This is a genomic window from Aquisalimonas lutea (genome assembly GCF_030409225.1).
In the GTDB taxonomy this organism is placed as follows: domain Bacteria; phylum Pseudomonadota; class Gammaproteobacteria; order Nitrococcales; family Aquisalimonadaceae; genus Aquisalimonas; species Aquisalimonas lutea.
On the sequence record NZ_JAUFPK010000006.1, the window covers coordinates 59,105 to 72,716 of the forward strand.

Here is a 13,612-nt window from a genome sequence, read left to right on the forward strand (position 1 = left end):
TCGCCATGCATGCGTTCGAGTACCACCGCCCGAAGACCCTGGACGAGGCCGCCGCCGTGCTGGCGCGGGCCGAGGATGCCAGCCCCGTGGCCGGCGGCCAGACCCTGCTGCAGACGCTGCGCCAGCGCCTGGCGGAGCCCAGCGACCTGGTGGATCTGCGGGGCATCCCCGATCTGTACGGCATCACCCGGGAGGGGGACAGCCTCCGCATCGGCGCCATGGTCCGGCACAACGAGGTCGCCCGCTCCCGCGAGGTGGAGCAGGCCATTCCGGCGCTGGCCGGTCTCGCCGGCGGCATCGGCGATGCCCAGGTGCGCAACATGGGCACCCTGGGCGGCTCCATCGCCAACAACGATCCCGCGGCGGATTATCCCGCCGGCCTGCTGGGGCTGGGGGCCACGGTGCACACCAGCCAGCGTACGATCCCCGCCGACGAGTTCTTCGTGGACATGTTCGAGACCGCCCTGGAGCCGGGCGAGATCGTGCGCTCCGTGGACTTCCCGATCCCGCAGCGGGCCAGCTACATCAAGTTCGCCCAGCCGGCGTCCCGCTTCGCCCTGGTGGGTGTCATGGTCAGCCAGGGCGCCGGCGGGGTGCGCGTGGCCGTGACCGGTGCGGGGCCGGCGGTGTTCCGGGTGCCCGACATGGAGCAGGCCCTGGCCCTGGATTTCTCGGCGGATGCCATACGCGATATCCGCGTGCCGGCGGATGAGCTCAACGACGACATCCATGGCACGCCGGAGTATCGCGCCCATCTGGTGACGGTACTCGCCCGCCGCGCGGTGGAGGCCGCCCTGAATGCCGGCTGACGCTTGGGTGACTGCCTGTCCGGGCCGCGCCGCCGGCGCGGCCCGCCGTACCGGGGACTCATGAGCGCGAACGCGACCCATCCCACGCCGCTGCCCGCTTCCATCGACGCCACCGTGGACCTCCTGGCCCGGGGCGACTACGTGGCCAGCCGCCGGCTGGCCACGGCGGTCTACCTGAGCGTCCGGATGGGCCGCCCGCTGTTCCTGGAAGGGGCTGCCGGCGTCGGCAAGACCGAGATCGCCAAGGTGCTCGCCGGGGCGCTGGACCGGTCGCTGATCCGGCTGCAGTGCTACGAGGGGCTGGATATTGCCTCGGCGGTCTACGAGTGGAACTACCAGCGTCAGATGGTGGAGATCCGGCTGGCCGAGGCCGAGGGGCAGGTGGATCGGGACAGCCTCGCCCGGGATGTCTTCGACCGCCGCTTTCTCACGCGGCGGCCGCTGCTCCAGGCGCTGGAGCCGCACCCGGAGGGGCCGCCGGTGCTCCTCATCGACGAGCTGGACCGGACCGACGAGCCGTTCGAGGCCTACCTCCTGGAGGTGCTGTCGGATTACCAGGTGACCATTCCCGAGCTCGGAACCATCGCCGCCCCGGAGCCGCCCCTGGTGGTCATCACCTCCAATCGTACCCGCGAGATCCACGACGCGGTGAAGCGGCGCTGCCTCTACCACTGGGTGGACTACCCGGACGCCGAGCGCGAGCTGGCCATCCTGCGCATCAAGGCGCCGCGGGCCCCGGAGGCGCTCACCCGCCAGGTCACGGCCTTCGTCCAGGAGCTGCGGGGCATGGACCTGTTCAAGGTGCCGGGGATCGCCGAGACCATCGACTGGACCAACGCCCTGGTCCAGCTCGATCAGATGTCCCTGGATCCGGCGGTGGTCAACGACACCCTCGGCGCCCTGCTCAAGTACCAGGACGACATCGCCCGGCTGGAGTACGGCGAGGTCAACGAGATCCTGCGCCGCATCAACGCCGAGATCGCCGGGGGACGCCATGACTGAGCTGCCCCTGCCGGCCGGGGGCGGCCGGCTGGCGGAGAACGTCATGCACTTCGCCCGCGTGCTGCGCGCCGCCGGCATCCCCGTGGGGCCGGACAAGGTCCTGGACGCGGTGGCGGCGCTGCAGGTGGCCGGCGTGCAGCGGCGGGACGATGTCTACTGGACCCTCAACGCCGTGTTTCTCGATCGTCACGATCAGCAGCACCTGTTCGATCAGGCCTTCCACGTGTTCTGGCGCGACCCGCGCCTGCTGGACCAGGTCATGCAGCTGATGCTGCCGTCGGTCCAGGGTGGCACGGCGTCCGGCGAGGATGCCGTGAGCCAGCGCCTGGCCGAGGCGCTGGCCGCCGAGCAGCCGAGCGCGAGCGAGCGTCAGCCTCCGGAGGACGAGGAGGTCGAGGTCCGGGGGACACTGACGTATTCCGCGGAAGAGCGTCTGCAGACCATGGATTTCGCCAGCATGTCCGCGGCCGAGCTGGCCCGGGCGCGCGAGGCCATCGCCCGGCTGCACCTCCCCGTGCGGCCCGTCACGACCCGGCGGTACACGGCCAGCAGCCGCGGGCGGCGCCTCGACCCGCGGGCGAGCATGCGTGCGAGCATGCGCTCCGGCGGCGCGGTCATCGCGCTGCGGCGATCGGAGGCGGTGCGACGGCATCCGCCCCTGGTGGTCCTGTGCGACATCTCCGGGTCCATGAGCCAGTACTCCCGCATGCTCCTGCACTTCCTGCACACGCTGACCAACGACCGGGACCGGGTGCATACGTTCCTGTTCGGGACCCGCCTGACCAACGTCACGCGGTATCTGCGTGGCAACGACGTGGACCGCGCCCTGGAGAAGACCGGTGCCGCGGTGGCGGACTGGGCGGGCGGCACGCGGATCGGCGAGTGCCTGCGCGCCTTCAACCGGGACTGGTCCCGCCGCGTGCTCGGCCAGGGTGCCACCGTGTTGCTGGTCACCGACGGCCTGGACCGCGAGGCCGGCAGCGGTGTCGCCGCGGAGATGGACCGCCTGCAGCGCTCGGCGCGCCGGCTCATCTGGCTCAATCCCCTGCTGCGCTACCACGGCTTCGAGGCGCGCCCGGCGGGCATCCGCGCCATGCTGCCGTACGTGGACGAGTTCCGGCCGGTCCACAACCTGCGCAGCCTGCGGGAGCTGGCGGACGCCCTCAGCGACGGCCCGCCGGCCCGCGGACGGGCGGCCAGCGCATGATTGCGGGCATTCTCCTCGCTGCAGGGGCCGGATCGCGCTTCGGCGGCGCCAAGCTGCTGGCGGAGCTGGGGGACGGCCGTGTCCTGGCGCAGGCGTCCGCAGAGCCGCTGGTGGCCGCCGCGGACGAGGTGGTCGCAGTGGTGCGCCCGGGAGACGCGCGCCTGGAGGCCATCCTCGCGGCGTCGGGCTGCCGGATCGTGCACTGCAAGCATGCGGCCGACGGCATGGGGTCGAGCCTGGCGTGCGGGGTGCGGGCGGCCGCGGATGCGCAGGGCTGGGTCGTGGGCCTGGCGGACATGCCCGGCATCGGCACGGCGACGGTCGCCCGGGTGGTGGCCGCGCTGCGGCGGGGGGCGGATCTCGTCGCCCCGGCCTGCCGGGGGCGTCGCGGCCATCCGGTGGGGTTCGCCCGCCGCTACGGTGCCGAGCTCGCGGTGCTGGCGGGAGACACCGGCGCACGAGGGATTCTTCAACAGTACGCTGCCCGGATGGAGCTGCTGGACACCGACGACGCGGGCGTGCTCGCGGACGTGGACACCCCCGGCGACCTGGAGGCGCTGGCGCAGGCGATCTCCCGCGAACCCGGCGGCGAGAATTGACGGCGCCTGTGCCCGCTGCGTATCATTCTCCGGTCCGTAACCGGGTGGCCGTTCACGGCTCGCTAGCGGCGGCTGACGGGGTGTGGCGCAGCCTGGTAGCGCGCCTGCTTTGGGAGCAGGAAGTCGGGGGTTCAAATCCCTCCACCCCGACCAACACCAGGCGGCAGGTCGTCGGGTGCGGCGGAAGCGCCCGTAGCTCAACCGGATAGAGCATCGGCCTTCTAAGCCGAGGGTTGCAGGTTCAAGTCCTGCCGGGCGCGCCAGTCAGGGCCCGCCGGGGGTTCGGGCGAAAGACAGTGGTGGACGTAGCTCAGTTGGTAGAGCCCTGGATTGTGATTCCAGTTGTCGTGGGTTCGAGTCCCATCGTCCACCCCACCAGATCGTGAGTCGAGCCGTGGCGCTGCTGCACGCGCGCCACCGGCATCGAGCAGTGACCAAGGGCCGTTAGCTCAACTGGTAGAGCAGTTGACTCTTAATCAATTGGTTGTAGGTTCGAGTCCTACACGGCCCACCATACAGTCCGACCGATCCGCGCCCGCCTGCGGCAGGGCCGGCGCGGATCCGGCCACTCCTCGCCGTGGTTCTGTTGCGGATGCGGGCGGCTTTTCTTGCGTTTTACACTCCGGGAGTTCGATAATCTGCGCCCTTGATGATCAGGGAGTCGGGCGCGTGGTGGTGCCGCGGTGCTCCCGCCGGCGTGGTGTGCATTCCCTGCGAGTGTGGCGGAATTGGTAGACGCGACGGCTTTAGGTGCCGTTGGGGTAACCCGTGCAGGTTCAAGTCCTGCCACTCGCACCAGATGACAGGCGCCCCGTTGACGCGGGGCGCCACGACCCGGCCGTCGACGCCGGGACCGTTCGAACGTACAGCCTTGTGCAACTGAGGTGGCATTGATGCAGGTAACAGTGGAAACGGCCGAAGGCCTGGAGCGCAAGATCCGAGTCCAGGTGCCGGCGGCGCGGGTGGACGATGAGGTCCAGAAACGCCTCAAGCAGATGGCCGGCAACATTCGGCTCGATGGTTTCCGGCCTGGCAAGGTGCCCATGAAGGTCGTCGAGCAGCGCTACGGCGGTCAGGTGCGCCAGGAAGTCCTCAACGAGGTGGTGCAGCAGTCGTACGGCGAGGCGCTGCAGCAGGAAGAGCTGCAGCCCGCCGGTGCGCCCAGCCTCAACCTGGTTCAGGGCATGAGCGAGGGCGATGTCGAGTTCGAGGCGAGCTTCGAGGTCATGCCGGAGTTCCAGGTCGCCGAGGTGACCGGCATGAAGCTGGAGCGCCCGACGGCCGAGGTGACGGATGCCGATATCGACAACGTCCTGGAAGACCTCCGCAAGCAGCGCGCCACTTACAACGAGGCGGACAAGGCCGCGGAGGAGGGCGATCAGGTGGTGATCGACTTCCACGGCACGGTCGACGGCGAGGCGTTCGAGGGCAACCAGGGCGAGGACACCCCGGTGACCATCGGCGGCAACCAGATGCCGCCGGAGTTCGAGGAAGGGCTCAAGGGCCTGCGCGCCGGCGAGACCAGGGATATCGAGTACACCTTCCCGGAGAACTTCCCCACGGAATCCATCGCCGGCAAGACCGCGGTGTTCCGGACGACCGTCAAGAGCGTCCAGGAGCCGGAGTATCCGCCGCTGGACGACAGTCTGGCGGAAGCGGTGGGCGTCCAGGAAGGCGGGCTCGAGGCCCTTCGCAACCTGATCCGGACCAATCTCGAGCGCGAGGTGGGGCGGGCGCAGCATGCCCGGCTCAAGGAGCAGGTCACCGACGGCCTGGCCAAGGCCAACGACATCGAGCTGCCCCGGGCCCTGGTGGACGGCGAGATCGAGGCGCTGCAGCAGCAGATGCGCCAGCGCCTGCAGCAGCAGATGGGCGACCAGGCGGAAGGCATGGACCTGCCGGCGGATATCTTCGAGGAGCAGGCCCGGCGCCGCGTCACCCTGGGGCTGGTGATGAACAGGCTCATCGCCGACAACAACATCCAGGTGGACCAGGACCGGGTGCGGGAGCGGCTCCAGGAAATGGCGTCCGGTCACCACAACCCGCAGGAGCTGATCCAGCAGTATGCCCAGAACCGCGAGATGATGCAGAGCCTCGAGGTCAACGTCCTCGAGGACCAGGTCATCGACTGGGTGGTGGAGCAGGCGCAGGTCGAAGACAAGCCCACGGACCTCGAGACCCTGCTCAATCCGCAGCAGGCCCAGGGTGAGGCGGATCAAGCCGCCGATGCCGAGGGCGACGCATCCACCGACGAAGCGAACAAAGAGGGCTGATCATGGCCGCGAACGACGACACGCCGATGAACCCGTCCGAGATCCAGGCCAACCTGGTGCCCATGGTGGTGGAGCAGACCTCACGGGGGGAGCGTGCGTACGACATCTTCTCCCGGCTCCTCAAGGAGCGGGTGATCTTCCTCACCGGACCGGTGGAGGATCACATGGCCAACCTGATCGTGGCCCAGCTGCTGTTCCTGGAGTCGGAGAATCCGGACAAGGACATCCACCTGTACATCAACTCCCCGGGCGGCTCGGTGTCCGCCGGCCTGTCGCTGTACGACACCATGCAGTTCATCAAGCCGGACGTGTCCACCATGTGCGTGGGCCAGGCGGCCAGCATGGGGGCATTGCTGCTCGCCGGCGGGGCGCCCGGCAAGCGTTTCACGCTGCCGAACTCGCGCATGATGATCCACCAGCCCCTGGGCGGCTATCAGGGGCAGGCAACGGATATCGACATCCATGCGCGCGAGATCCTGAGCATCCGCGACCGCCTCAACCGGATCCTCGCCCACCATACCGGCAAGCCGCTGGAGCAGGTGCAGCAGGATACCGAGCGTGACAACTTCATGTCGCCGGAGTCGGCCATGGAATACGGTCTCGTCGACCGCGTGCTCCAGGATCGCAGCGGCATGGGCGAGAACGATTGAATCCTCCCTCCGGAGCCCCCATCTGGACTCCATACCCGGTGATCTCCCCTGCCTGTACCCCTCCCGCAGGGGTGGGTCACCGGGGCCGGAAGCCTCCTGCCGGGAACGTGACGAATTGCGCGGAATGCGGCGCGAGTCGCGGTTTTCGCCCTTGCGTGACCCCGTAAAAGCAGGCATGGTTTGAAGTGATGGCATCCGTCGGTGACGACGGCTGGATGCCATGCAAGTCCTGGAATCAACCGAGGATCGGTCATGAGCGACAGAGACAAGACACGCGGCGATGACAGCGGCAAGCTGCTCTACTGCTCTTTCTGCGGCAAGAGCCAGCACGAGGTTCGCAAGCTGATCGCCGGTCCTTCCGTGTTCGTCTGCGACGAGTGTGTCGAGCTCTGCAACGACATTATCCGTGAGGAGATGCAGGAGAAGAGCGCCACCGGCGGCTCGAAACTGCCGAAGCCTCACGAGATCGCCGAAGTCCTGGACGAATACGTGATTGGCCAGGACCTGGCCAAGCGAGTCCTGTCGGTGGCGGTTTACAACCACTACAAGCGGCTCGAGGCGGTCCAGGGCAAGAAGGACGAGGTGGAGCTGACCAAGAGCAATATCCTGCTCATCGGTCCCACCGGCTCGGGCAAGACGCTTCTGGCCGAGACCCTGGCGCGGCTGCTGGATGTGCCGTTCACCATCGCCGATGCGACCACGCTGACCGAGGCGGGGTATGTCGGCGAGGATGTGGAGAACATCATCCAGAAGCTGCTGCAGAAGTGCGATTACGATGTGGAGAAGGCCCAGACGGGGATCGTCTACATCGACGAGATCGACAAGATCTCGCGCAAGGCCGACAACCCGTCCATCACCCGTGACGTGTCGGGTGAGGGCGTCCAGCAGGCGCTGCTCAAGCTCATCGAGGGCACCACGGCGTCGGTGCCGCCCCAGGGCGGGCGCAAGCATCCGCAGCAGGAGTTCCTGCAGGTGCACACCGGCGGCATCCTGTTCATCGTCGGCGGCGCGTTCGCCGGCCTGGACAAGATCATCCGGGATCGCTCGGAGAGCGGCGGCATCGGCTTCTCGGCAGAGATCAAGGCCGAGAGCGAGCGCAAGAGCATGGGCGAGACGCTCCACGACGTGGAGCCGCAGGATCTCATCAAGTACGGGCTGATCCCCGAGTTCGTGGGTCGTCTGCCGGTGATCGCGACCCTGGACGAGCTGGACGAGGACGCCCTGGTGCAGATCCTCAGCGAGCCCAAGAATGCGGTGACCAAGCAGTACGTCAAGCTCTTCGAGATGGAAGGCGTCGAGCTGGAGTTCCGGGAGGAGGCGCTTCGGGCCGTGGCGCGCAAGGCCATGGACCGCGGCACCGGTGCCCGGGGGCTGCGGACCATCATCGAGAGCGTGCTGCTGGACACGATGTACGATATTCCCTCGCTGGAGGGGATCAGCAAGGTGGTGGTCGACGATGCGGTCATCCGGGGCGAGACCAAGCCCTATCTCATCTACGAGTCCCCGGAGCAGTCCCGGGCGGCGTCGGATCAGTAATCATCTCCCCCGGGGGCCGGTCCGCCGGTCCCCGGCAGCAATCCCCTCCCGCGTTCGGATCGGTCTCCGGCAACGCAATGGTGGCGCCGCGCGTTTCCCATGTTCATTGAAACCGGCCCGGCGCGCCCGCATATCAAGCCTACGGACAGATCAGCTGGGTGCATTGACTGCCCCGAACCCAATCCAGTGCAAGCGAGGTTGACCCTACATGACCCGCAGTGACGAGAGTTCCGAAGTCGTCAAGGAATCCCTGAATGCCGCGCCGGTGCTGCCGCTGCGCGATGTGGTGGTGTATCCCCACATGGTGATTCCGCTGTTCGTGGGCCGCGACAAGTCCATCAAGGCACTGGAAGCGGCCATGGAGGAGGACAAGCGCATCTTCCTGCTGGCGCAGAAGAGTGCCGACGTGGACGAGCCCGGGCCCTCGGATCTCTACGAGCAGGGCACCATCGCCACCATCCTGCAGATGCTGAAGCTGCCCGACGGCACCGTGAAGGTGCTTGTCGAGGGGCTGGATCGTGCCCGCGTGGCCAGCATCCAGGGTGAGGGCGAGTACTTCACCGCCCAGGCGGTGGTGCCGGAGCAGAAGGACTACTCCGACGACCGCGAGGTGGACGTGCTGGCGCGCTCGATCATGAGCCAGTTCGACCAGTACGTGAAGCTGAACAAGAAGGTGCCGCCGGAGATCCTGTCCTCTCTGCAGGGCATCGAGGACCCGGGCCGGCTGGCGGACACCATCGCCGCCCACATGGCGCTCAAGGTCGAGGGCAAGCAGCAGATCCTCGAGATCGAGGACGTGCGCGAGCGCCTGGAGCACCTGCTGGGGCTCATCGAGGGCGAGATCGACGTGCTGCAGATCGAGAAGCGCATCCGCGGCCGCGTCAAGCAGCAGATGGAGAAGAGCCAGCGGGAGTACTACCTCAACGAGCAGGCCAAGGCCATCCAGAAGGAGCTGGGCGAGCTCGAGGACGCGCCCAACGATACCGACGATCTCGAGCAGAAGATCGACAACTCGGGCATGCCCAAGGAGGTCATGAGCAAGGCCAAGGCCGAGCTCAACAAGCTGCGCATGATGCAGCCCATGTCCGCCGAGGCCACGGTGGTCCGCAACTACATCGAGTGGCTGGTGGCGGTGCCGTGGAAGAAGCGCACCCGGGTCAAGCACGACCTGGAGAAGGCCCAGGGCGTGCTGGATGCCGACCACTATGGCCTGGAGAAGGTCAAGGAGCGCATCCTCGAGTACCTGGCCGTGCAGAAGCGGGTGAAGAAGATCAAGGGCCCGATCCTGTGCCTGGTGGGCCCGCCCGGTGTCGGCAAGACCTCGCTGGGGCAGTCCATCGCCCGTGCCACCAACCGCAAGTTCGTGCGCATGTCCCTGGGCGGCGTGCGCGACGAGGCGGAGATCCGCGGCCACCGGCGGACCTACATCGGCTCGCTGCCGGGCAAGATCGTCCAGAACCTCTCCAAGGCGGGGACGCGCAATCCGCTGTTCCTGCTGGACGAGGTGGACAAGATGGCCATGGATTTCCGCGGCGACCCGGCGTCGGCGCTGCTGGAAGTGCTCGATCCCGAGCAGAACAGCACCTTCCAGGACCACTACCTGGAAGTGGACGTGGATCTGTCCGAGACGCTGTTCATCTGCACGGCGAACACCATGAACATCCCCGCGCCGCTGCTGGACCGCATGGAGGTCATCCGGCTCGCGGGCTATACCGAGCACGAGAAGATCAACATCGTGCAGCGGTACCTGCTGCCCAAGCAGATGAAGGCGAACGGGCTCAAGGACGGTGAGCTGGAGATCAGCGAGAACGCGCTCCGGGACATCGTGCGCCACTACACCCGCGAGGCGGGTGTCCGCAACCTGGAGCGGGAGGTGGCGAAGATCTGCCGCAAGGTGGTCAAGGAGCTGGTGCAGAAGCCGCGCGACAAGAAGCTGGTGGTCAACACCCAGAACCTGGACAAGTACCTGGGTGTGCGCCGCTACCGCTACGGCGTGGCCGAGGAGAAGGACCAGATCGGCCACGTCACGGGGCTGGCGTGGACCGAGGTCGGCGGCGAGCTGCTCAACATCGAGTCCGCGATGGTTCCCGGCAAGGGCAAGATGACGCCCACGGGACAGCTGGGCGAGGTGATGAAGGAGTCCATTCACGCGGCCATGACCGTGGTCCGCAGCCGCGCCGCGATGCTGGGGATCCAGCCGGACTTCCACCAGAACCACGATGTGCACATCCACGTGCCCGAGGGAGCGATCCCCAAGGACGGTCCCAGCGCGGGCATCGGCATGTGCACCGCCATCGTCTCGGCGCTGACGGGGATCCCGGTGAAATCCTCCGTCGCCATGACCGGCGAGATCACGCTCCGGGGCGAAGTGCTGCCGATCGGCGGCCTGAAGGAGAAGCTCCTGGCGGCTCACCGCGGCGGTATCACCACGGTGGTCATCCCGGAGGAGAACCGCAAGGACCTCCAGGAGATTCCCAAGGACGTGATCGGCAAGCTGGATGTGCGGCCGGTGCGCTGGATCGACGAGGTCCTGGAGCTGGCCCTGGTGCGAACGCCGCAGCCGCTGCCCGAAGAAGAGGCGGGTGCGGAAGACGATGCCGAAGGCAAGAAGCGCACACGCAGCAAGAAGAAGCAGGGCGGCGTCAGGGCGCATTGACACTGCTTCTGGCCGGTTGCTATAAAGCTTCGGGAGGTGCCGCGCCCATGGCTCGGCGCCTCCCTTCGCATTTGGCCGGCTCCCGCGGCGTACAGGGCTGGACAGGCCCGCTCTCAGATGCGATAAAGTGTCCTCGCGGAAGCGGGTGCCGGCCGAGGAAGCAGACCGAGCCTTCCCGCAGCACAACGGACTCTGTACAGTTGTCTGCGCGATAAGAAATGGAAGCGACGTTGTCCACGTAGAACAACACCAAGGGGAATACAGGATGAACAAATCGGAACTTATTGAAGCTGTCGCCCAGAATGCTGACCTGTCCAAGGCGGCCGCTGGTCGAGCGGTTGATGCCATGGTGGAAGCAGTTACCAATGCGCTGAAGGAGAACGATTCGGTCAGCCTGGTCGGCTTCGGCACGTTCTCGGTTCGCGAGCGCGCGGCGCGCTCCGGCCGTAACCCCCGTACCGGCGCCACGATCAACATCCCGGCAACCAAGGTCCCGAGCTTCAAGGCTGGCAAAGCCCTGAAGGATGCTGTAAACTAGCGGCCGCGTTTTCGGGGTGGTTAGCTCAGTCGGTAGAGCGTCGCCCTTACAAGGCGAATGTCGGGGGTTCGATCCCCTCACCACCCACCAAGTGGTGCATGAATACAATCCGGAGCGGTAGTTCAGCTGGTTAGAATGCCGGCCTGTCACGCCGGAGGTCGCGGGTTCAAGTCCCGTCCGCTCCGCCATATTCGAGACGAAAGGCGCCCTTCGAGGCGCCTTTCGTGTTCCGGGGCCCCCGTTTCGCGTATCGTCGCGCTCAAGGGCCGGCGCCGCGGTTCGCGGAACCCGCAAGGGCAGTTCCGGTCAATCGACTGAAGACCCGGCGCACCGCCGGGTCCGACGGTTATGGAAGCTACCGCCGCAGAGGGGTCGAACAGTACATGCTGCAACAAATCCGGGATCGAGCGTCGGGGTGGATCGCATGGGTGGTCATCATCCTCATCGCCGCGGCGTTCGCGCTCTTCGGCCTGTCGAACTACATGAGTCCGGGTGGCGCCAATCGGGCCGTCGCGACCGTCAACGGCCAGGAAATCGGACGCGACCAGGTCAGCCGCGTCTACCGCAACCAGCGCCAGCAGATCGAGCAGATGTACGGCGACGACCTGGAGATCACCGAGCGCATCGACCAGGAGCTGCGTCGCGAGGCCCTGCGCCAGCTGATCAACCAGCGGCTGCTCAGCGAGTACCTGGAAGAGCGCAACATGACCGTCAGCGACGAGGACCTCGCCGCGATCATCCGCTCCCAGGACATGTTCCAGGAAGACGGTCGCTTCTCCCGCCAGCGCTACGAGCAGCTACTCCAGGCCAATCAGATGAGCACGGCCCAGTACGAGGAGCAGGTGCGTCGCCGGGCGGTGGCCGATCAGCTCCGCAGCGCGGTTGCAGACACCGGGCTGGTGACCGATCGGGAGCTCAACGAGCTGCAGCGGCTGCAGGCCCAGGAGCGCAATGTCGCCTGGTTCCGGGTCCGCGCCGAGGCCTGGCGCGACGAAGTGAGCGTGGACGACGAGGCGGTGACGGCCTACTACGAGGACAATCCCTCGGCGTTCACCGTCCCCGAGCGGGTGCGGCTGGCCTACGTGGAGCTCGCCCGGGACGACATGCTGGAGGCGGTGGACGTCAGCGCCTCCGAGCTCCGGGAGCGCTACGAGCAGGTGCGGGACCAGCGCTATACCGAGCAAGGCCGGGTGGAGGCCCGGCACATCCTGATCAGCGTGGAGCCGGATGCCTCCGAGGAGCAGGTCCAGCAGGCGCGGGAGCGCGCGCGGGAGATCCGGCAGCGGCTCCGGGACGGGGAATCGTTCGCCGAGCTGGCGGAGGAGTACTCCGACGACATCGGCTCAGCGTCGCAGGGCGGCGATCTGGGCCGGGTGCGGCGCGGCGACATGGTCGAGCCGTTCGAGGATGCGCTGTTCTCCCTGGATGAAGGCGAGATCTCGGAGCCCGTGCGTACCGACTTCGGTTTCCACATCATCCAGGCGACCACCATGGAGCGGTCCGAGCCGACGCCCCTCGAGGAAGTCCGTGACGAGCTGCGCCGGGAGATCGCCCGGGAGCGGGTGAGCACCGAGTACGTCGAGGCCGTCAACCGACTCGACCAGCTCGCCTACGACATGCCGGACAGCCTGCAGGGTGCGGCGGAGGCGCTGGACCTGGAGGTGCAGACCAGCGACTGGATGACCCGGCAGGGCACGGATGAAGGCATCGGCTCCCACCCGGAAGTGGTGGAGGCGGCCTTCGATCCCGAGGTGCTGGAAGAGCGCATGAACAGCCCGGCCATCGAGATCACGGACCAGCGCGCCGTGGTCGTCCGCGTGGCCGAGCACGAGCCGCAGCAGCGCCGGCCGCTGGAGGAGGTGCGCGACGACATCGAGGAGCGCCTGCGAACCCGGCGCGCCCGCGAGCAGGCCCGGGCCTACGCCGAGGAGCTGCAGACCCGGCTCGACGAGGGCGCGGCTCCGGAAGCGCTCCTGGAAGGCAGCGCGCAGCGGCTGGCCTTCGAGGACGCGGGCTGGATCGGCCGCAGTGCCGGGGATGCCCCGGGTGCCGTCCGGGAGCGCGCCTTCCGTATGCCGCGTCCCGGGGAAGACGGGCCGGAGACGGCGGTCGTCGCCGGGTCGGGCGACCCGCTGGTCCTGATGCTGCGGGATGTGCGCGACGGTGATCCGGAGGAGCTGGATGCCGAGCGTCGGCAGCAGCTCGCCGACCGGCTGCGGCAGGCCCACGGCGACGAGGCGCTGACGCGTTTCATCCAGCAGCTACGAGCGGACGCGGACGTGGAGATCCTCGACGAGGAGTACCGGTAGCGGCCTCCCCGGCCAGGTGGCCGGGGCGCCGTG

The 13,612-nt window shown here is 67.6% G+C and carries 10 protein-coding genes and 7 tRNA genes; all 17 read left to right on the plus strand.

Features of this window, described 5'->3' with window-relative positions; translation table 11 throughout:
- Window positions 1-5 precede the first annotated feature (5 nt).
- The 17 genes from QWY84_RS17065 (at window position 6) to QWY84_RS17145 (ending at window position 13,579) form a co-directional block, all read left to right on the plus strand.
- Window positions 6-809 (plus strand): FAD binding domain-containing protein, encoded by an 804-nt coding sequence (locus QWY84_RS17065; protein WP_290204119.1) that lies wholly within the window; start codon window positions 6-8, stop codon window positions 807-809.
- A gap of 60 nt (window positions 810-869) precedes the next feature.
- Window positions 870-1,811: an AAA family ATPase gene (locus QWY84_RS17070; protein ID WP_290204120.1), complete on the plus strand. Its 942-nt coding sequence runs from the start codon at window positions 870-872 to the stop codon at window positions 1,809-1,811.
- Window positions 1,804-3,018 carry a vWA domain-containing protein gene (locus QWY84_RS17075; protein WP_290204121.1) on the plus strand — a complete coding sequence of 405 codons (1,215 nt, stop codon included), beginning with the start codon at window positions 1,804-1,806 and terminating at the stop codon, window positions 3,016-3,018. The genes QWY84_RS17070 and QWY84_RS17075 overlap by 8 nt, the downstream gene beginning before the upstream one ends.
- Window positions 3,015-3,617, plus strand: a complete 603-nt coding sequence (locus QWY84_RS17080) for a nucleotidyltransferase family protein (RefSeq protein ID WP_290204122.1) — start codon at window positions 3,015-3,017, stop codon at window positions 3,615-3,617. Before QWY84_RS17075 ends, QWY84_RS17080 begins: the two co-directional genes overlap by 4 nt.
- Before the next feature lie 76 nt (window positions 3,618-3,693).
- A tRNA-Pro gene (locus tag QWY84_RS17085) sits at window positions 3,694-3,770 on the plus strand.
- A gap of 33 nt (window positions 3,771-3,803) precedes the next feature.
- Window positions 3,804-3,880, plus strand: a tRNA-Arg gene (locus QWY84_RS17090).
- A 36-nt stretch (window positions 3,881-3,916) separates the two neighbouring features.
- Window positions 3,917-3,992 (plus strand) — tRNA-His (locus QWY84_RS17095).
- Between the two features lie 63 nt (window positions 3,993-4,055).
- Window positions 4,056-4,131: transfer RNA gene (locus QWY84_RS17100), tRNA-Lys, on the plus strand.
- Between the two features lie 199 nt (window positions 4,132-4,330).
- Window positions 4,331-4,415, plus strand: a tRNA-Leu gene (locus QWY84_RS17105).
- A gap of 95 nt (window positions 4,416-4,510) precedes the next feature.
- Entirely contained in the window at window positions 4,511-5,890 is a 1,380-nt protein-coding gene (tig, locus tag QWY84_RS17110; RefSeq protein WP_290204123.1) for a trigger factor, read from the plus strand.
- A 2-nt stretch (window positions 5,891-5,892) separates the two neighbouring features.
- Window positions 5,893-6,540, plus strand: coding sequence for an ATP-dependent Clp endopeptidase proteolytic subunit ClpP (gene clpP, locus QWY84_RS17115; protein WP_290204124.1), 648 nt, complete (start codon window positions 5,893-5,895; stop codon window positions 6,538-6,540).
- 252 nt (window positions 6,541-6,792) lie between these two features.
- Window positions 6,793-8,076, plus strand: coding sequence for an ATP-dependent Clp protease ATP-binding subunit ClpX (clpX, locus tag QWY84_RS17120; protein ID WP_290204125.1), 1,284 nt, complete (start codon window positions 6,793-6,795; stop codon window positions 8,074-8,076).
- Window positions 8,077-8,284: 208 nt separating this feature from the next.
- Complete coding sequence (gene lon, locus QWY84_RS17125) at window positions 8,285-10,732, plus strand: endopeptidase La (RefSeq protein ID WP_290204126.1); 2,448 nt, start codon at window positions 8,285-8,287, stop codon at window positions 10,730-10,732.
- A gap of 265 nt (window positions 10,733-10,997) precedes the next feature.
- Window positions 10,998-11,270: an HU family DNA-binding protein gene (locus QWY84_RS17130; RefSeq protein ID WP_290204127.1), complete on the plus strand. Its 273-nt coding sequence runs from the start codon at window positions 10,998-11,000 to the stop codon at window positions 11,268-11,270.
- Window positions 11,271-11,284: 14 nt separating this feature from the next.
- A tRNA-Val gene (locus QWY84_RS17135) sits at window positions 11,285-11,360 on the plus strand.
- Between the two features lie 21 nt (window positions 11,361-11,381).
- Window positions 11,382-11,458, plus strand: a tRNA-Asp gene (locus QWY84_RS17140).
- 195 nt (window positions 11,459-11,653) lie between these two features.
- Window positions 11,654-13,579 carry a SurA N-terminal domain-containing protein gene (locus QWY84_RS17145; protein WP_290204128.1) on the plus strand — a complete coding sequence of 642 codons (1,926 nt, stop codon included), beginning with the start codon at window positions 11,654-11,656 and terminating at the stop codon, window positions 13,577-13,579.
- Window positions 13,580-13,612: the final 33 nt, after the last annotated feature.

Coding starts and splice junctions, on each gene's coding strand:
- QWY84_RS17065 (WP_290204119.1), top strand. CDS start 6: ATGCATGCGTTCGAGTACCACCGCCCGAAGACCCTGGACGAGGCCGCC.
- QWY84_RS17070 (WP_290204120.1), top strand. CDS start 870: ATGAGCGCGAACGCGACCCATCCCACGCCGCTGCCCGCTTCCATCGAC.
- QWY84_RS17075 (WP_290204121.1), top strand. CDS start 1,804: ATGACTGAGCTGCCCCTGCCGGCCGGGGGCGGCCGGCTGGCGGAGAAC.
- QWY84_RS17080 (WP_290204122.1), top strand. CDS start 3,015: ATGATTGCGGGCATTCTCCTCGCTGCAGGGGCCGGATCGCGCTTCGGC.
- tig (WP_290204123.1), top strand. CDS start 4,511: ATGCAGGTAACAGTGGAAACGGCCGAAGGCCTGGAGCGCAAGATCCGA.
- clpP (WP_290204124.1), top strand. CDS start 5,893: ATGGCCGCGAACGACGACACGCCGATGAACCCGTCCGAGATCCAGGCC.
- clpX (WP_290204125.1), top strand. CDS start 6,793: ATGAGCGACAGAGACAAGACACGCGGCGATGACAGCGGCAAGCTGCTC.
- lon (WP_290204126.1), top strand. CDS start 8,285: ATGACCCGCAGTGACGAGAGTTCCGAAGTCGTCAAGGAATCCCTGAAT.
- QWY84_RS17130 (WP_290204127.1), top strand. CDS start 10,998: ATGAACAAATCGGAACTTATTGAAGCTGTCGCCCAGAATGCTGACCTG.
- QWY84_RS17145 (WP_290204128.1), top strand. CDS start 11,654: ATGCTGCAACAAATCCGGGATCGAGCGTCGGGGTGGATCGCATGGGTG.